Origin of the sequence: Paracoccus denitrificans (genome assembly GCF_900100045.1) — a bacterium.
In the GTDB taxonomy this organism is placed as follows: Bacteria; Pseudomonadota; Alphaproteobacteria; order Rhodobacterales; family Rhodobacteraceae; genus Paracoccus; species Paracoccus denitrificans.
This window is the reverse complement of the sequence record NZ_FNEA01000005.1, coordinates 225,546-242,048: the sequence shown is the minus strand read 5'-3', so window position 1 is coordinate 242,048 and position 16,503 is coordinate 225,546. Positions and strand designations below refer to the sequence as shown.

The following is a 16,503-nucleotide window of genomic DNA, read 5'->3' as shown; positions in this document are numbered from 1 at the left end:
CCCGGTCTCGGTTGCCGCCGAGCCGGGGTTTTCTATTTCGTAGGTGTCTAATGAGACTAATCCGCTGTTATCATGTTCGCCGGTTGTTCCCGGTTTGTCTTGATAACAATTTTCAGGGAAGGCGTTGGTTTTTCTGAGGAAACGCTGGGCTTTGCAATCCGCTGCGTAACCTCTCCGTCAACTCGCCGGAGCCTCGCGTTTGCCAGGGTTTTCGCCGGGCGGGGTCAAGGGGGTTGTTGCCTTGCCCGCCGTTTTCGCGAAAACCGTTGGCCCTTGAGGGGCGGGAGAAGCTTTGGCTCGATCCTTCCCGGCACCCGGCACCCGGCACCCGGCACCCGGCACCCGGCAACCACCGCCGCCCCCGCTCAGCCTGCCATTGCCCACGGCCCATGGTGGTTGTCCTGGCCGTCGAGGCGGTCGAAGCCGTGGGCGCCGAAGAAATCGCGCTGCGCCTGGATCATGTTCGCTGTCCCCCGCCCGGTGCGCATCAGGTCGAACCAGCCCAGACCGGCACCCAGCGCCGGAAGCGCATGGCCGTGCAGCACGCCCTGCGCCACCACCCGGCGCAGCGCGGGGATCGCTGCCTGCAGCCGCTCGGCGAAGAAGGGCGCCAGCACCAGGTTGCGCGACGGATCCTCGGCCAGCGCCGACGCCATGTCGTTCAGCATGGCCGAGCGGATGATGCAGCCCGCACGCCACACCCGCGCGATGCCCGGCAGGTCCAGCCGCCAGCCAAAGGCCCGGCCGGAAGCCTCGATCATCGCGAAACCCTGCGCATAGCACAGGATCTTGCCGGCGATCAGCGCCGCCTCCAGCTCGGGCAGCGCCAGCTCCAGCGCCTGCGGGCCGGCGCCGAAGCGCGCCTCGCCCGCCCTGCGCTCGTCCAGGCGGGCCGAAACGTTGCGCGCCGCCACCGCCGCCTCGATCACCGGGATCGGCGCCGCCAGGTGCTGCGCCTCGATCGCGGTCCAGCGCCCGGTGCCCTTCTGCCCGGCGGCGTCCAGGATCACGTCCAGCATCGGCGCCCCGGTCAGCGGGTCGGAGGCCGCGGCGACGGCGGCCGAGATCTCGACCAGGTAGGATTTCAGCGTCCCCCGGTTCCAGGCCGCGAAGGTCTCGCCGATGGCGGCGGCCGGCATGCCCAGCCCGTCGCGCATCAGCCCGTAGACCTCGGCGATCATCTGCATGTCGGCATATTCGATGCCGTTATGCACGGTCTTGACGAAATGGCCGGCGCCGGCCTCGCCCATCCAGGCGGCGCAGGGGGTGCCGTCCTCGGCCCGGGCGGCGATGGCCTCCATGACCGGGGCGATGCGGTCCCAGTCGGCCCGCGCCCCGCCGCCCATGATGGCGGGGCCGTGGCGCGCGCCCTCTTCGCCGCCCGAGACGCCCATGCCCAGAAAGCGCATCGGCAGGCCGGCCGCCGCGCGGCGGTCGGTGTCGTGGAAATTGGCGTTGCCGGCGTCGATCACCAGGTCCTCGGGCCCGAGCAGCGGGGCCAGCGCCGCGATCTGGTCGTCGACGGCCGGGCCGGCGGGGACCATCAGGACGATGGCGCGCGGCGGCGCGATGGCGGCCACCAGCTCGGCCAGGCTCTCGGTCGGGACCACGCGGTCCGCCAGGGCGCCCGCCTGGGCGTGGAAGCGGCGCGTGACCTCGGTCGTGCGGTTCCACACCGCGATCGGAAAGCCCTTCTCGGCAATGTTCAGCGCCAGCGCCGCACCCATCGTCCCAAGGCCGATAAGGCCGATTTTCGCTTTTGTCATCTCGGTTCCGCTCCGTTCCGCTTGGCATCGCCCGGGCCTTGCCGGGGCGATGGATGTCCCAGATTCTCGGCTTTCGGCCGATGTTACCGTTAACTATTCGCAGGCGGCCCCGCTTGCCAAGGGCCGGCCTGCGCATTGTGAAGGCGCATCGCGCCGGATCAGCGATAGATATGGTCCCGCCGGAAGGGATAGGCGGATTGCGCGCCCGGCAGGTCCGGCGTCGCCATGGCCGGGTCGGGATGGATCAGCAGGATCTGGTAAAGCGCCACCCAGCCCTGCTCGAAGGCCAGCGCGCAGCCGGCCAGATACAGCCGGTAGGCCTGCAACACCTCGGCGGCGCGCTCGGGCGGCATCGAGCGTGCCAGCTCCTGCTCGGCCTCGGGCAGTTGCGCCTCCAGCGCGTCGGACCAGGCCCAGAGCGTGCGTGCGTAATGCGGCCGCAGGTTCTCGGTATCGACCATTTCCAGCCCGGCCTGCGACATGCTGCGGATGGCCTGGCTGACATGGATCAGCTCGCCGCCCGGAAAGATGTATTTCTCGATGAAATCGCCTAGGCCGCCGCCGACCATCGCATCGTCCACCCCCGAGGCGGCGATGCCGTGGTTCAGCGCCAGCCCGCCCGGCCGCAGCAGCCGGCGCAGGGTGTCGCAATAGGTGCCCATCCTGGCACGCCCGACATGTTCGAACATGCCGACCGAGGCGAGCTTGTCGAAGGGCCTGTCGGGCACCAGGTCGCGATAGTCGCACAGCAGGATGCGCACCCTTTCGCCCAGGCCCTCTTCGGCGATGATGCGGCTGACATGGTCGAACTGGTTCTGCGACAGGGTGATGCCGGTGGCATCGACGCCGTAATGGCGCGCGGCATGCAGCAAAAGCGCACCCCAGCCGGCGCCGATATCGACGAAGCGTTCGCCCGGATGCAGGTCCAGCTTGCGGCAGATCAGGTCCAGCTTGGCCTCTTGCGCCTGCGCCAGCGTCATCTGCGGCTGGGCGAAATAGGCGCAGGAATAGACCCGTCGCGGGTCCAGCCAGAGCGCATAGAAATCGTCCGAGACGTCGTAATGCGCGCGGATCTGCCGCGCGTCGCGGTCGCGGCTGTGGCGCAGCACCGAATGCAGGTGATTGAACAGCCGTTGCCAGGGCTTGGGCTGGATCGGCTGGCCCTCGTCGGGCACCAGCGCCGCGACGATTCGCATCAGGTCGCGCATCGAGCCCTCGATCCGGGCGCGGCCGCGGACGATCTCGTCCCCCAGCCGGCCCAGCCGCGCCGAGGCCAGCGGCGCCAGCGCGGCCATGTCCTTGAAGGCGATGGTGACGCGTGCATCCGCCGGTCCCAGCCGCCGCCCCGAGGGCAGGCGCACGGCCAGCGGCACGCCCAGTCGTTGCAGTTTCCGTTCGATCAGAGCTTCCAGAGCCGGCATGATCACCTCACGCTTGGGCTGGCCGCGATTCGGGGGATGCGTGGTTGCGAAAGCGCGGCAGCTTGTTCCTGACGGCTGTCCCGGATGTGGCAGCCGGGGCAACTCCGGTTACCATACTAGCGCCGATTCACGGAAAATGGCCAGAGGCAGGGCAAATGCTCTCTCCGGGTCGATCGAACGCAGCTATGGTGTGGCTTCAGGGGGTGGCCTGAAACGTCGAAAGCGGCCCGTAGGCCGCTTTTCGCCGATCCCGAAGGAAGATTTTGGAGCGGGCGATGAGATTCGAACTCACGACCCTTACCTTGGCAAGGTAATGCTCTACCCCTGAGCTACGCCCGCACTCCATCCCGATGGCGCTTCGCCTTCGGTGAGGCGTCATTTATGGGAGCGCGCCGGGGGGTGCAAGGGGAAAAATCGCGCCGCCGGGAAAATTTTCGCGCCGGTGCCGGGGCAGGGTGAAACCGCCCCAGCCGGCGTCCCGACAGGCTTGACCGGGCGTCCGGCATGGCGAAACCTGCCGGCTAGACAGGGGGTGCCGATGAAACCGTCCGACCAGCTTTCCGAATTCGTCCGCCGGGCCATGGTGCAGGGCGGCGACCGCGACGGCATCGCCCGGGCGCTGGCCCATGCCGGTTGGTCCGCACCCGAGATCGACGAGGCGCTGGGCGGCTGGGAGACCGCCCCCGGCCTGCCGCCGGTGCCGCGTCCTCGCCCCTATGCCTCGGCGCAGGAGGCGCTGCTTTACGGCCTGCTGTTCCTGTCCCTGGGCATGATCGGCTGGCATGTCTGCGAGCTGGGCATGGCGCTGATCGACCGGCTGATTCCCGACCCGGCCGACAGCCGCTATTACGGGCCGGGCAGTTCGACGCGCTGGTCCATCGCCTCGCTGATCGCCTTCGTGCCGCTGTTCCTGGTGCTCAACCGCAGGGTGGCGCGGATGAGCCTGGGCGATGCCGGGCGGCGGCGGTCGCTGGTGCGCAAGTGGTTCGCGTCGCTGACCTTGCTGGTGGTGGCGCTGGTGTTCCTGGCGGACGGGATCTATGTCATCTACACGCTGCTCAACGGCGATCTGACCGCGCGTTTCGCCGCCAAGGCCGCGCTGGTCGCCGGGGTCGCGGGGCTGGTCTTTGCCTATTACCGGGACGAGTTGAATGATTAAGGGCTGGGCGACCCTTGCCATCGCGCTGCTGGCCGCGACCGCCGTCGTCGCCGGGCTGGCGCTGACCGGAGGCCCCGGCCATGCCCGCAAGGAGCGTCGCGACCGCGAGCGTGAAAACGACCTGGCGAATCTGGGCCGGCTGGTGGTCTGCCTGGCGCGCGAGAACGGCGACCGCCTGCCCGAGATGCTGGATACCACCCCGCGATGCGACCGGCAGGTGCGGCTCGCCGATCCCTTTACCGGCGAGCCCTATCGCTACGAGGTGACCGGCCCGCGCAGCTATCGGCTTTGCGCCGGGTTCGAATTGCCGCAGCGCCGTTCGCCCGGGCTGGTGGATCGCGACGCGACGGGTTGCAGCACGCGCAACTTCATCCCGGCCGGCCCGCAGCGGCCGGGGGCGGGGGCCACGATTCCCTATCGCGACTAGGCCAGCGGCTTTTCCATATAGATGCGGTGCAGCCCGGCTTCGTGGACACGGCGCGTTTCGGCATAGCCGAGCCGGGCATAGATGGCCTGATTCTCGACCATGGCCACATGAGTATAAAGCCGCAGCCGGGTCAGGCCCGCCGCACGGGCGCGCTTTTCGGCGAATTCCATCAGCCGCCGGCCAAGTCCCAGCCCCTGCGCCCGGGGAGAGACCGCCACGTTCTCGACCAGCAGCGCATCGGGTTGCGGGATCAGCACGACCAGGCCCAGCACCGCGCCGCCCCGCTCCAGCAGATGCGTCCAGCCGGCCGCGATGCGCGCCGCATGGTCGTCCAGCATCGGCCCCGGCTTGCGGCCGATGCGGGCGACGTAATGACCATAGGCGCTGTTCACCAAATCCCCGACCACGGCCAGATCGCCGGCTGTGGCAAGGCGCATGTCGTCGCTATCCATCCCGGCCCTCCTGCCCGGGCAGTCTGCGCCGGGGCGGGCGGGCCGGCAAGGCCGCGTCAGCCCGGCAGGCCCGCCAGCGGGAGCGGCAGGTTTTCCGGCACCAGCGCCGCCGAAAGAAAACGCGGCAGGCCGTCGGACAGCCGGGCGAAATCCTCGGGCGGGGTCAGGGTCGGATCGGCCTCGACCAGCAGTTCCAGCCCCTGCGCCTCGCCATCGCCGCGGATGGTGATGTTGAACCCGTCGCCCGGGCCGTTCGACAGCACATGCCGCGCGGTTTCGCAGCCGGCAAAGCGCGCCTCGTCAAAGGGCAGCACGTTGATCAGCGGCGAGAAGAAGAAGCGGCTGCGCGGCTCCATGCCGTAATCCTCGGCGATCTGCTCGATGCGGTAGCGGCCGTGGCGGCGCAGCTTGCGCAGCCGCCCGCCCAGCCGGGCCAGCGCCTCGCCCAGCGGTTCGGCCGGGTGCAGGGTCACGTCCAGCGGCAGGATGTTCACCACCAGCGCCGGGACCGAGACGGCGACGCTGCCCATCCGGCTCATATAGGGCAGCCAGACCGGCATCGCGATGCGGCCATGGTCGTCGGCCAGCCGCTCGGCCGAGCCGTCCCGCAGGTGCAGTGCGGCCCAGGCCGAGCAGAGCACCGTCAACAGGTCCGGCCAGCCCATGCCCACCGCCTGCGCCTGCCGCATCAGCGCGGGGCGCAGCGCCGACAGGTCATGCGCGGCGCAAAGCGCCTCGGCGGGATAGTCCTCGGACCCCTTGCACAGCACGCGCGGGCGGGGCCTGGCCGCCAGCACTTCGGCCCAGTGCCGGCCGTCGGCGGCATGGCGCGGGCTGGCGCGATAGTCGGTTTCCTCGTTCAGATAGTCGGCCAGCGGGCGCAGCGGCTGGCCGGGGTCCGCGCCCTTGGCCAAGGCGGCGTAAAGCTGGGCGCAGCGCCGTTCGATCAGGCCCATGGCATAGCCGTCCAGCGCGATATGATGCCCGCGGTTGAACCACAGGTAATGCCCCTCGGCCAGCCGGATCAGCCACTGCGCCGCGATGGGCTGGTCCAGCAGGTCAAGCGCCGTATCGACATCCGCCTGCATCAGCGCAAGGGCGTGCTCGCGCGCATCCGCGCGGTCCGACAGGTCCAGGTGGCGCAGCCGGGGCCGCTGCGTGGGATCGACCCGCTGCACCGGCCGGCCATCGGCACCAAGGCCGAAGCGTAGCGCCATGATGTCGGTCTCGGCGATGGTCGCCGTTATGGCGCCGGCCAGCGCCTCGGGGTCCGCGACCCCGCGCAACTCGATGGCATGGGCGACTGTCGAGACCGCCTCGCCGGGGTGGAACCGGAACTCTTCCCAGAAATCCATCTGGGCCAGCGTCAGGGGCAGCCAAAGCCCCTCGGCTTGATGATGCGTCATGAAATCCTTATCCCTGTCGCAGGGTCTGGCATTCTGAACGAGAGGGGGCTGGCTTGGTTGCGTCCCGGGAAGGATGCGGCTGGCTTGCTTCAAGAGAGAAAGCGGGATAAAAATACTCAACTATTAACACCCGTCAAGGTGCCGCAGGTGCCCTGAGCGGGTCATTGCCGTCAGAACAGGTATCCGCATGATTGAATTCAGCCCTTGGCCGCAAGACCTCGCGCAGCGCTATCGCGAGGCCGGTTATTGGATCGACCAGCCGCTGACCCATATCCTGGACGCGCAGCTGGCCGCCAACCCCGAGGCCGAGGCGCTGGTCTGCGGTTCGCGCCGCTTCAGCTATGCCGATCTGGACCGGCTGTCGTGCAACCTGGCCGCCAGGCTGGCGCAGCAGGGGCTGGGCCATGGCGATACGGCGCTGGTGCAATTGCCGAACGTGGCCGAGTTCTTCGTCGCCTTCTTCGCGCTTCTGCGGATCGGCGTGGCGCCGGTGAACGCGTTGTTCAGCCATCGCCGGCTGGAGCTTGCGGAATATGTCCGCCAGATCGCGCCGCGCGTGGTCATTGCCTCGCGCCAGCACGAGCTGTTCCGCGACGACGCCTTTGCCGAGGAATTGCGGGCGGGTGGCGTCGCGCATCTGCTGCTGCTGGGCGAGGACGACCCCCAGCGCAGCCTGGATCACTGGCTGACCCATGGCGGTGACCTGCCGGCGGGGGCGGGGCCGACCCCGGGCGGCGAGGTCGCCTTCTTCCAGTTGTCGGGCGGCAGCACCGGGACGCCCAAGCTGATCCCGCGCACCCATAACGATTACGACTACAGCATCCGCGCCAGCGTCCAGATCTGCGGCGTGACCTCGGCCACCCGCTTTCTTTGCGCCTTGCCGGCGGGGCACAACTTCACCATGAGCTCGCCCGGCGCGCTGGGGGTGTTCCATGCCGGCGGCACGGTGGTCATGGCCTCCAGCCCCGAACCGCTGACCTGCTTCCAGATCGTGGCGCGCGAACGGATCACCATGGCGCCGCTGGTGCCGCCCGCCGTCGCGCTGTGGCTGCGCGCGGTCGAGGAAGAGCCCGCCCGCCGCGCCATGCTGGACAGCCTGGAGCTGATGCTGGTCGGCGGCGCCAGTTTCGCCGAGGCGACGGCGCGGCGCGTTCCCGAACTGCTGGGCTGCCGCCTGCAGCAGGTCTTCGGCATGGCCGAGGGGCTGGTGAACTATACCCGGCTGGACGATCCGCCCGAGGTGATTTTCACCACCCAGGGCCGGCCGATCAGCCCCGACGACGAGGTGCGCATCGTCGACGAGGACGGCTGCGACGTGCCGGACGGCACGCCCGGCGCGCTGGCAACCCGCGGCCCCTATACCTTCCGCGGCTACTACCGCAGCCCCGAGCACAATGCGAAGTCCTTTGACGCCGAGGGGTTCTACTATTCGGGGGACGTGGTGGTGCGGCAGGGCGGCAACCTGCGCGTCGTCGGCCGCATCAAGGACCAAATCAACCGGGGCGGCGAAAAGATCGCCGCCGAGGAAATCGAGAACCTGCTGGTGCGCCACCCCGACATCACCCATGCCGCGCTGGTCGCCGCCCCCGACGCGCATCTGGGCGAGAAAAGCTGCGCCTTCCTGGTGCTGCGCGAGGGGTCGGGCAAGCTTTCCTCGCCGGCGCTGCGCCGGCACCTGCTGGAACTGGGCGTGGCCGAATACAAGCTGCCCGACCGTTTCCGCTTCGTGCCCGAACTGCCGCTGACGGCGGTGGGCAAGATCGACAAGCGCCGCCTGCGCGACAGCCTCGTGGCCGAAACCGCCGCCTGAAAGGACGAATGATGGATATTGCCGAAAAGACCGATCTCAGCCCCGAATGGCTGGCCGCCCGTGTTCAGAAGATGATCGAGGACGATTGCGAGATCGAGCCGGGTGAGAACCTTGTCCTCTACGGGCTCGACTCGATCGCGGTGATGACCTTTTCGTCGGAGCTCAAGCAGATGGGCATCGAGGCCAGCTTCGAGGAACTGGCCCGCGAGCCGTCGCTGGACAATTGGTGGGCGCTGATTTCGTCGCGGTTGTGAACGATGGGCCGGCCGTGTCAGGCCGGCCCCGACAAAGGGTCAGGCGCGCAGCGTCGCGCCGCCATCGACGTAAAGGTCGGCCATGGTGACATGGCCCGCCTGGTCCGACAGCATGAACATCACCGCGCCGGCGATGTCCTCGGGTGTCGCCAGCTTCTTCAGCGGGATGCCGGTGCGATAGGCGTCCAGGCTGCCCTCGATCACCGCGCGCTCGCCCGCGCCGCCGTCCTCGGTCCACATGCCGGTCTGCATCGGTGTCAGCGTCGAGCCCGGCGCGACGATGTTGCAGCGCACGCCCTGGGCGGCCAGTTCCAGCCCCAGGCAGCGGACCAGCATGGTCGCCGCCGCCTTGGACGCGGCATAGACGCCCATGTTCATGCGCGGAATCCCCGCCGCGTTCGAACTGACCGCGACGATGGCGCCGCCGCCGTTCCGCACCATGGCCCGGCCAAAGGCGCGGGTGACGTGGAAGGTGCCCCGGGCGTTCACGCCGATCACCCGCTCCCATTCCTCGGGCGGCAACTCCAGCAGCGGCCCGATGGCCAGCACGCCGGCCGCATGGACACCAAGCGCCAGCGGGCCATGCGCGGCCTCGACCTCGGCCACCAGGGCCTCGACCGCATCGCCGTCGCGCACGTCCAGCACCCGGTTCTCGGTCCCCGCGACGGGATTGCCGGCCAGCGCGGATTCGGTATCGGCGGCGACGACCGTCGCCCCGGCGTCCAGCAGCGCGGCGACCACCGCGCGGCCGATGCCGCCTGCCGCGCCGGTGACGATGGCGGTCTTGCCCTGAAATCCGGTCAGGCGCATGACTTCACCCCATGCGTGCCAAGCGCCTCCAGCGCCTGCCGGGTGGACAGCGGCACGCCGCAGGTGGCGGCGATCCATTCCATGGCCATGTCCTGTTTCTCGCGCGAGAAATCCGCCTGCGCATCGGCCACGGCAAAGGCTTCGATGTCGCGCTGGAACGCCTCGACGGCGGTGGCGAGGCAGCCGATATGGGCATAGACGCCGCAGATCATCAGCTGGTCGCGGCCGCGCGCGCGCATCAGCTGCTCCAGGTTGGAGCGCTGGAAGGCGCTGTAGCGATGCTTGACCAGCACGATGTCGCCTGTCGCCGAGGCCAACTCGGGCAGGATCTCCTCATGCTCGGGGGTGGCGCTCATTCCCGGCCCCCACAGGTCGGCCTGGAGCCCGCGATCCGGGCGGAACTGATTGCCCTTTTGCGCGGTATAAAAGACCGGCACGCCCGCCGCCCGCGCCGCATGGATCAGCCGCGCGATATTGCCGATCACCGGCGCCAGCGGTGCGCCCTCGGGATAGACGCGGCAGAAATAGCGCTGCATGTCGTGGACCAGCAGCGCCAGACGGTCGCGGTCGGGCTGCCAGGGACCGCGCGCCTTGGGCAGTTCGGCCTCGGTCGGGGGGGCGTAGGGGGCGATGCCGGGCAGGGCCATCAGGTCTCTCCGTTGCATGGCACGCCCTGCAGCGCCGCGTCCTGCGGCAGGCCCAGGGCGGCCAGAAGCGCGCCGAACTTGGCGCCGGTCTCGGCGGCCTCGGCCATCGGGTCCGAGCCGGGAACGATCCCCGCGCCCGCGTAAAGCCGCGCCCGCCGGCCGCTGATCTCGGCGCAGCGGATGGCGACATGCCAGGCGCCGTCGCCGCTTGCGTCGCACCAGCCGACCGCGCCGGCATAGAAATCCCGCGCCACGGGTTCAAGGGCCTTGATGAAGCCCGCCGCCCGCGCCATCGGCACGCCGCAGACCGCCGGCGTCGGATGCAGCGCCGAGGCCAGCACGACCGAGGGCGTGCCCTCGTCCTTCAGCCGGCCCTCGATCCGGGTGCCCAGATGCCACATGCTGCGGGTCGAGGTGATGCAGGTGCCCTCGGGGCAGCCCAGTTCGCGGCAGAAGGGCGCCAGCGTGTCCAGGATCGACTCGACCACCAGCGCATGTTCGCGGTGGTCCTTGGCCGAACCGGACAGGGCTTCGGCGGCGGCGCGGTCTGCGGCCGGATCGGACAGCCGGCGCGCCGAGCCCGCCAGCGGATGCGATGCGATGCGCCGGCCCCGCTTCTCGATCAGCAGTTCGGGCGTCGCGCCGATCAGCGCGCGACCCTGCGGATGGTCGGGTCCGGCGGGCAGCGCCACGCGAAAGGCGGTCACGCTGCGGTCGGCATGCAGCCGCGCCATCAGCGCCTCGACCGGGATCGGCGCGGCGGATTCGACCAGAAGCGTGCGCGCCAGCACGATCTTTTCCAGCGCATCCTCGCTGCCCGCCTCTTCGGCCATGATGTCGAGCGCGCGGGCCACGGCATCGGCATAGTCGCGCGCCGCGGGCTCGGCAGTCAGGCGCCAGCCCGGCAGCGGCAGGCCCTGCGGCGTGATGCCGCCGGGGGCGGGCGCCTCGCTGCGGCGGCATTGCCACAGGCAGTCCCCGGCCTCGCGGTCGAAGGGCAGGGCGCCGCCGATCATCTCGTCCGGCGCGGCCCCGGCAAGGGCCGCCGTCACCCGCGTCTCCAGCGTCGCGGCGTTGCCGGGGGCGATGCGACGTGCGGGGCCTTGGCCCAGGATGCGACCCGAGGGGCCGTCGAAACCGAACAGAACCGGATCAGGCACGGGCGACGCCGTCTTTTTCGGCGCCTCGGACAGGCGGATGTTCATGATGCATCTCGTTTTCAAAGGAATTTCGTCCCCGGTCCCGGTAGCCGCCCGCTGCGGTGAAAAATGGCGCGGGTTGCGCAGACATGGATGATGCCGCGATCAGATTTCCGGGGCAGAACTCTCCTGCGCAGGGTTAGGTGACTGATGTCTCGGGTGGCGAACCGTCGCAACCCCAAGGGGCACGGCCGGTCGGGTGGATGTCCCGCCCCTCAGCTTCCCGGGCGCAATCTGTCAAAGCACCCCCGGAAAGGCAAGTAAAAAGATCAGGATTATTCCGGGCAGGCGATTTGTCGCAACCTTGGCGCAGGCCGGGCAAGGGGCGAGGCTGGAACCCGGCGCCGGGTCGGGGGGTTGCGGGGCGTGGCAATGTGGAAAGACGACCGGATGACCAGCCAGCGCGATCCTGCGGAAGCCCCCGGTTTCGATCTGGGAAGCGCACGGGTCTGTGCCATCGTGAACATGGGCTCGGGCCGCGAGGCGGGCGACGACATCGCGGACAAGCTGCGCACCGCGCTGCACGGCCGGGTGGCTGCGTTCGAGGTCCGGGGCACCGGGCAGGGCGACGACCTGCCCGCCATGGCCCGCGCGGCCGTGGCCGAGGGGTTCGACCTGATCGTCGCGGCCGGCGGCGACGGCACCCAGGCCGCCGTGGCCGGGGCGGTCGCGGGCACGGAGGCGGCGATGGCGGTGATCCCCGGCGGCACCTTCAACTATTTCGCCCGCGACCTGGGCTCGGGCGAGACGGTCGAGGCGGCGTTGGGGATCTTCGACGCCCCCCGCATCCGCCGGGTCCATGTCGGCGAGATGAACGGCATGATCTTCCTGAACAATGTCAGCTTCGGAGCCTATCCCGAGATCCTGCGGCGCCGCGAAAGCATCTATCGCCGCTGGGGCCGGTCGCGGCTGGCGGCCTATTGGTCGGCGGTGGCGGCGCTGTGGACCCTGCGCCGGCCGCTGCGCCTGACCGTGCGCGCGAACGGCGAAGAGCGGCATTTCACCACCGCATTGGCCTTTGTGGCGAAAAGCGCCTACCAGCTGGACACGTTCGGGCTGGAGGGGGCCGACTGCGTGCGGCGGGGCCAGCTGGCGCTGCTGCTGGCGCGGGCGAAGCGGCCGGGGCCCCTGGTGCGCTCGGCCTTGCGGCTGGCCTTGGGCAAGACGGCGCGCTATGCCGATTTCGACCTGATCTGTGCCGATGAATTCGAGCTTGAGACCGTGCCGCGCCATGAATATGTCGCCCATGACGGCGAAAAGACTTGGATGGATTCGCCCTTTCGCATCCGCGTGCGCCATGGCGCGCTGAAGGTGCTGGTCCCGGCCGAAAGCGGCGGGCGGGACGCCGGATGACGCGCATTCTGCATCTGTCGGACCTGCATTTCGGGTTGGAACGCCAGCCGCTGGTCGATCCGCTGCTCGACCGGATCAACGGCGCCCGCGCCGATCTGGTGGTGGTGACGGGCGACCTGACCCATCGCGGCCGGTCGGCGCAATTCGCCCAGGCCGCGGCCTTTCTGCGCCGGATCGAGGCGCCGCTGCTGGCGGTGCCCGGCAATCACGACATCCCGCTTTACAAGCTGGCGGACCGGATGATGCGCCCCTATCGCCGCTGGCGCCGCGCCATCGCCGCGAATCTCGAGCCGGTCGGCCATGTCGGCAACCTGCGCGTGCAGGGCGTCAACAGCGTCGATCCGATGGCCTGGCAGCGCGGCATCATCACGCCGGCCCAGGTCGCGCGGGTGATCGCGGGGATCGACCCGGCCTGCATCAACATCGTTGCGCTGCACCATCCGATGCAGCAGCGCCCGCAGGTGGACAAGGCGCTGATGCAGGGCGCGGGCCCCGCGCTTGCCCGCTTCGAGGCCGAGGGCGTGCAACTGGTGCTCAGCGGCCATCTGCACCTGTGGTCGATCGGCGCCTTTCTGGGTGAACAGGGGCGGCCGATCCTGCAGGTGCAGGCCGGCACGGCGCTTTGCGCCCGTCCCGGCGACCGGCAGAACGAATTCGCCGTGCTGGACTTCGCCGGCCCGGACCTTTTGGTCGAGCGCCATGTCGCGCCCATGACCGAGCCCGGCTTTCGCCCGCCCGAGCATCTGCGCTTCATCCGCCGGGACGGGCTTTGGCGCCCGGCCTAGATCAGCCCTTGGGTTCGACGCGGAAGGTCGTGCCCCAGGGGTCGCGAAATTCGGTCGCCCCCAGCGCCTGCAACCGATCGGGATCGGCGGCCAGCACCACCTCGGCCAGCCCTGCCGAATCGGCGCTGCGCGGCCCCGCGCCGCGGCTGTTCCAGACATTGCCCGCCAGGTGATGGTGATAGCCCCCGGTGGCGAAGAAGCTGGCGCCGAAGCGATGCGCCATGCGTTCCATGCCCAGCCGGTTCATGCAGAAATCCTCGGCCGCGGCCACGTCGCCCACCTGAAGGTGGACATGCCCCACCACGCTTTCCCCGGGCGCGCCGGTCCAGTCGCCCTCGGCCGCCGCCATGAGGTCGGGCAGGTCCAGCGCGATGGTGTCCATCCGCACCTCGGCGCCGTCACGCTGCCAGGCGCTGCGGGGACGGTCGGCATAGACCTCGATCCCGTTGCCCTCGGGGTCGCGCAGATAGATCGCCTCGCTGACCAGATGGTCCGAGGCGCCGTCGAGCCTGATGCCCTGATCGGCGACGAAACGCAGCCAGCGCCCCAGGGCCTGACGGTCGGGCAAGAGAAAGGCGGTGTGAAACAGCCCCGCTTCCTGCGGGCGCGGGCGGGCTGCCTTGTCGCTGCGCAACTCCAGCAGCGGCTTGCCGCCCGCGCCCAGCACCAGCTCTTCGCCGCTGCCGGAAATCCGCTCCAGCCCGATGACGGAGCGATAGAAATCCCCGACCCGGCCCAGGTCGTTGACGGTCAGGGCCACCCGGCCGATCTGGATGGGGGCGTCGCTCGTGGCCATGATACTCTCCTTTATCCTGTTGCAGCCAAGATAGGCGGGATGTGCATGGCAGGAAATGGCACCAATCGGGGAAGACTGCCGCCATTTCGGAGACAATAAGCGCGGATTGCCTTCGCCCGCGCCGCGGCGCATGATGCGGAGCCCTTTTGCCAGCCGGAACCCGATGAAGCCCCGCGCCCCCAAGACACGTCCCGCCAAGACCCCTGCCGCCCCCATCGCGCCGCGGCCGCAGCCCGAACCGGCGCCGCTGGCCGCCGATCCGGCGCGGATGGAGATCTTCCTGGTCGCCACCCCCGGGCTGGAGGAACCGCTGGCCGAGGAGGCCCGCGCGCTTGGCTGGGACGCGCAGGTCCAGCCGGGCGGGGTGACCTTCGCCGGCGGCTGGCCGGATGTCTGGCGGGCCAACCTGGAAATCCGCGGCGCGACCCGCGTGCTGGCCCGCATCGGCGCCTTTCGCGCCCTGCATCCGGCGCAGCTGGACAAGCGCGCGCGCCGCTTTCCCTGGGCCGACTGGCTGCGCCCCGACGTGCCGGTTCGCATCGAGGCCAGCAGCCGCAAGTCCCGCATCTATCACGCCGGCGCCATCACCCAGCGCATCGAGGCCGCCATCCGCGATACGCTGGGCGCCCCCATTGCCGAGGATGCGCCGGTCACGCTGAAGATCCGCATCGAGGACGATCTTTGCACCATCAGCCTGAACAGCTCGGGCGAATCGCTGCATCGGCGCGGCCACAAGCAGGCGGTGGGCAAGGCGCCGATGCGCGAGACCATGGCCGCGATGTTCCTGCGCCAATGCGGTTTCGACGGGCGCGAGCCGGTGCTGGACCCTATGTGCGGGTCGGGCACATTCCTCATCGAAGCGGCCGAGATCGCGGCGGGCCTGCACCCCGGACGGCTGAGGCATTTCGCCTTTGAACACCTGCCGGGCCATGACGTGCAGGCATGGCAGGCGATGCGTAGCGCGCCGGTCCCGCCCGCCCCGGCACAGCCCCGTTACCACGGCAGCGACCGCGATCCCGGCGCGATCCGCATGAGCCGCGAGAATGCCGTTCGCGCCGGGCTGGACGGCTGGACCAGCTTCGAAAACCGCGCCATCGGCGAGCTTCAGCGTCCCGAAGGGCCGCCGGGCCTTGTCATCGTCAACCCGCCCTATGGCGCACGCATCGGCAACAAGGGACCGCTGTTCGGCCTGCATGCCGCCATGGGCGAGGTGCTGCGCGAGCGGTTCCGGGGCTGGCGCGTCGGGCTGGTCACCAGCGAGGCGCCGCTGGCCCGCTCCACCGGCCTGCCCTTTCGCGAGCCGGGACCCTATGTCGCCCATGGCGGGCTGAAGATCCGGCTGTGGCAGACCGGGCCGCTGTGACCGGGGAACCCCGGCTGGCGGCGCCGCATTGATACGATTGGCCGCAGGGACGGAATCCCCCGCGCGCGCCATGATGCTCTAAACCGCGCAGGAGAAACCCCATGGACATTCGTTTCGACAACAAGATCGCCCTTGTGACCGGCGCCGGCTCGGGGCTGGGCGAGGCGATAGCGCTGGAGCTTGCCGCCTCGGGCGCCACGGTGGTGGCCGCCGACCTGCATGAAGCGACAGCCCGCGCCACCGCCGACAGGATCGTCGCGGCGGGCGGCAAGGCCAAGGCCGTGGCGGGCGATGTCTCCGATCCTGATGCGGTGCGCAAGGCCGTCGAGGTCGCCAAGGGGCTGGGCGGGCTGCACCTGCTGGTGAACAATGCCGGCATCGGCGGCCCCAGCGCGCCGGTCGGGGACTATCCGCTGGACGGCTGGAAAAAGGTCATCGACGTCAACCTGAACGCGGTCTTCTACGGCATGCGCTACGGGATTCCGGCGATGCTGGACGCGGGCGGCGGGGCGATCGTGAACATGGCCTCGATCCTGGGCTCGGTCGGGTTCAACGGCGCGGGCGCCTATGTCTCGGCCAAGCATGCCGTGGTGGGCATGACCAAGAACGCGGCGCTGGAATATGCGCAAAAGGGCATCCGGGTGAACTCGGTCGGCCCGGCCTTCATCGACACGCCGCTGCTCGACCAGTTGGACAGCGACACCAGGCAGGCGCTGGTCGGCCGCCATCCCATCGGCCGGCTGGGCCGGGCGGACGAGGTTGCGGGGCTTGTCGTGTTCCTGCTTTCGGACCGCGCCAGCTTCATCACCGGCAGCTATCACCTGGTGGATGGCGGCTATACGGCGCTGTGACGCT

The 16,503-nt window shown here is 69.7% G+C and carries 16 protein-coding genes and 1 tRNA gene; 8 read left to right on the top strand and 9 right to left on the bottom strand.

Annotated features, from left to right (window positions below; translation table 11 throughout):
• Positions 1–365 precede the first annotated feature (365 nt).
• From gnd to BLT64_RS06125, 3 genes are all read right to left on the bottom strand, one after another.
• Entirely contained in the window at positions 366–1,766 is a 1,401-nt protein-coding gene (gnd, locus tag BLT64_RS06135) for an NADP-dependent phosphogluconate dehydrogenase (RefSeq protein ID WP_011748674.1), read from the bottom strand.
• A gap of 158 nt (positions 1,767–1,924) precedes the next feature.
• Positions 1,925–3,187: a class I SAM-dependent methyltransferase gene (locus tag BLT64_RS06130; RefSeq protein WP_011748673.1), complete on the bottom strand. Its 1,263-nt coding sequence runs from the start codon at positions 3,185–3,187 to the stop codon at positions 1,925–1,927.
• A 264-nt stretch (positions 3,188–3,451) separates the two neighbouring features.
• Positions 3,452–3,526, bottom strand: a tRNA-Gly gene (locus tag BLT64_RS06125).
• Between the two features lie 199 nt (positions 3,527–3,725).
• On the opposite strand from BLT64_RS06125, the gene BLT64_RS06120 reads away from it, so the two are divergent.
• Together BLT64_RS06120 and BLT64_RS06115 are read left to right on the top strand one after the other, a co-directional pair.
• The gene (locus tag BLT64_RS06120) at positions 3,726–4,346 is read left to right on the top strand and encodes a DUF5671 domain-containing protein (protein WP_011748672.1); all 621 of its coding nucleotides are present in this window, start codon (positions 3,726–3,728) and stop codon (positions 4,344–4,346) included.
• Positions 4,339–4,773: a hypothetical protein gene (locus BLT64_RS06115; RefSeq protein ID WP_011748671.1), complete on the top strand. Its 435-nt coding sequence runs from the start codon at positions 4,339–4,341 to the stop codon at positions 4,771–4,773. The genes BLT64_RS06120 and BLT64_RS06115 overlap by 8 nt, the downstream gene beginning before the upstream one ends.
• Here the strand turns inward: BLT64_RS06115 and BLT64_RS06110 are convergent.
• A complete protein-coding gene (locus BLT64_RS06110) occupies positions 4,770–5,225 on the bottom strand; it encodes a GNAT family N-acetyltransferase (protein ID WP_011748670.1) in 456 nt (151 codons plus the stop codon). The genes BLT64_RS06115 and BLT64_RS06110 overlap by 4 nt on opposite strands.
• Before the next feature lie 56 nt (positions 5,226–5,281).
• The gene (locus BLT64_RS06105) at positions 5,282–6,631 is read right to left on the bottom strand and encodes a condensation domain-containing protein (protein ID WP_011748669.1); all 1,350 of its coding nucleotides are present in this window, start codon (positions 6,629–6,631) and stop codon (positions 5,282–5,284) included.
• Between the two features lie 187 nt (positions 6,632–6,818).
• On the opposite strand from BLT64_RS06105, the gene BLT64_RS06100 reads away from it, so the two are divergent.
• A complete protein-coding gene (locus BLT64_RS06100; RefSeq protein ID WP_011748668.1) occupies positions 6,819–8,441 on the top strand; it encodes a (2,3-dihydroxybenzoyl)adenylate synthase in 1,623 nt (540 codons plus the stop codon).
• 11 nt (positions 8,442–8,452) lie between these two features.
• Positions 8,453–8,695 carry a phosphopantetheine-binding protein gene (locus BLT64_RS06095; RefSeq protein WP_230999407.1) on the top strand — a complete coding sequence of 81 codons (243 nt, stop codon included), beginning with the start codon at positions 8,453–8,455 and terminating at the stop codon, positions 8,693–8,695.
• Positions 8,696–8,734: 39 nt separating this feature from the next.
• Here the strand turns inward: BLT64_RS06095 and BLT64_RS06090 are convergent, their stop codons facing one another.
• The 3 genes from BLT64_RS06090 to BLT64_RS06080 are packed head-to-tail and all read right to left on the bottom strand — an operon-like array spanning position 8,735 to position 11,357.
• Complete coding sequence (locus tag BLT64_RS06090; RefSeq protein WP_011748667.1) at positions 8,735–9,505, bottom strand: 2,3-dihydro-2,3-dihydroxybenzoate dehydrogenase; 771 nt, start codon at positions 9,503–9,505, stop codon at positions 8,735–8,737.
• Positions 9,496–10,152 carry an isochorismatase family protein gene (locus tag BLT64_RS06085; protein WP_011748666.1) on the bottom strand — a complete coding sequence of 219 codons (657 nt, stop codon included), beginning with the start codon at positions 10,150–10,152 and terminating at the stop codon, positions 9,496–9,498. Before BLT64_RS06085 ends, BLT64_RS06090 begins: the two co-directional genes overlap by 10 nt.
• Positions 10,152–11,357 (bottom strand): isochorismate synthase, encoded by a 1,206-nt coding sequence (locus BLT64_RS06080; protein WP_041529959.1) that lies wholly within the window; start codon positions 11,355–11,357, stop codon positions 10,152–10,154. The genes BLT64_RS06085 and BLT64_RS06080 overlap by 1 nt, the downstream gene beginning before the upstream one ends.
• 384 nt (positions 11,358–11,741) lie before the next feature.
• Here BLT64_RS06080 and BLT64_RS06075 point away from each other — a divergent pair, with 384 nt between their 5' ends.
• Positions 11,742–12,704: a diacylglycerol/lipid kinase family protein gene (locus BLT64_RS06075; RefSeq protein ID WP_041529958.1), complete on the top strand. Its 963-nt coding sequence runs from the start codon at positions 11,742–11,744 to the stop codon at positions 12,702–12,704.
• Entirely contained in the window at positions 12,701–13,489 is a 789-nt protein-coding gene (locus BLT64_RS06070) for a metallophosphoesterase family protein (RefSeq protein WP_011748663.1), read from the top strand. Before BLT64_RS06075 ends, BLT64_RS06070 begins: the two co-directional genes overlap by 4 nt.
• 1 nt (position 13,490) lies before the next feature.
• Here the strand turns inward: BLT64_RS06070 and BLT64_RS06065 are convergent, their stop codons facing one another.
• Entirely contained in the window at positions 13,491–14,285 is a 795-nt protein-coding gene (locus BLT64_RS06065; protein WP_011748662.1) for a VOC family protein, read from the bottom strand.
• Between the two features lie 163 nt (positions 14,286–14,448).
• Here BLT64_RS06065 and BLT64_RS06060 point away from each other — a divergent pair, with 163 nt between their 5' ends.
• Positions 14,449–15,648 carry a THUMP domain-containing class I SAM-dependent RNA methyltransferase gene (locus tag BLT64_RS06060; RefSeq protein ID WP_011748661.1) on the top strand — a complete coding sequence of 400 codons (1,200 nt, stop codon included), beginning with the start codon at positions 14,449–14,451 and terminating at the stop codon, positions 15,646–15,648.
• A gap of 101 nt (positions 15,649–15,749) precedes the next feature.
• A complete protein-coding gene (locus tag BLT64_RS06055) occupies positions 15,750–16,499 on the top strand; it encodes an SDR family NAD(P)-dependent oxidoreductase (protein ID WP_011748660.1) in 750 nt (249 codons plus the stop codon).
• Positions 16,500–16,503: the final 4 nt, after the last annotated feature.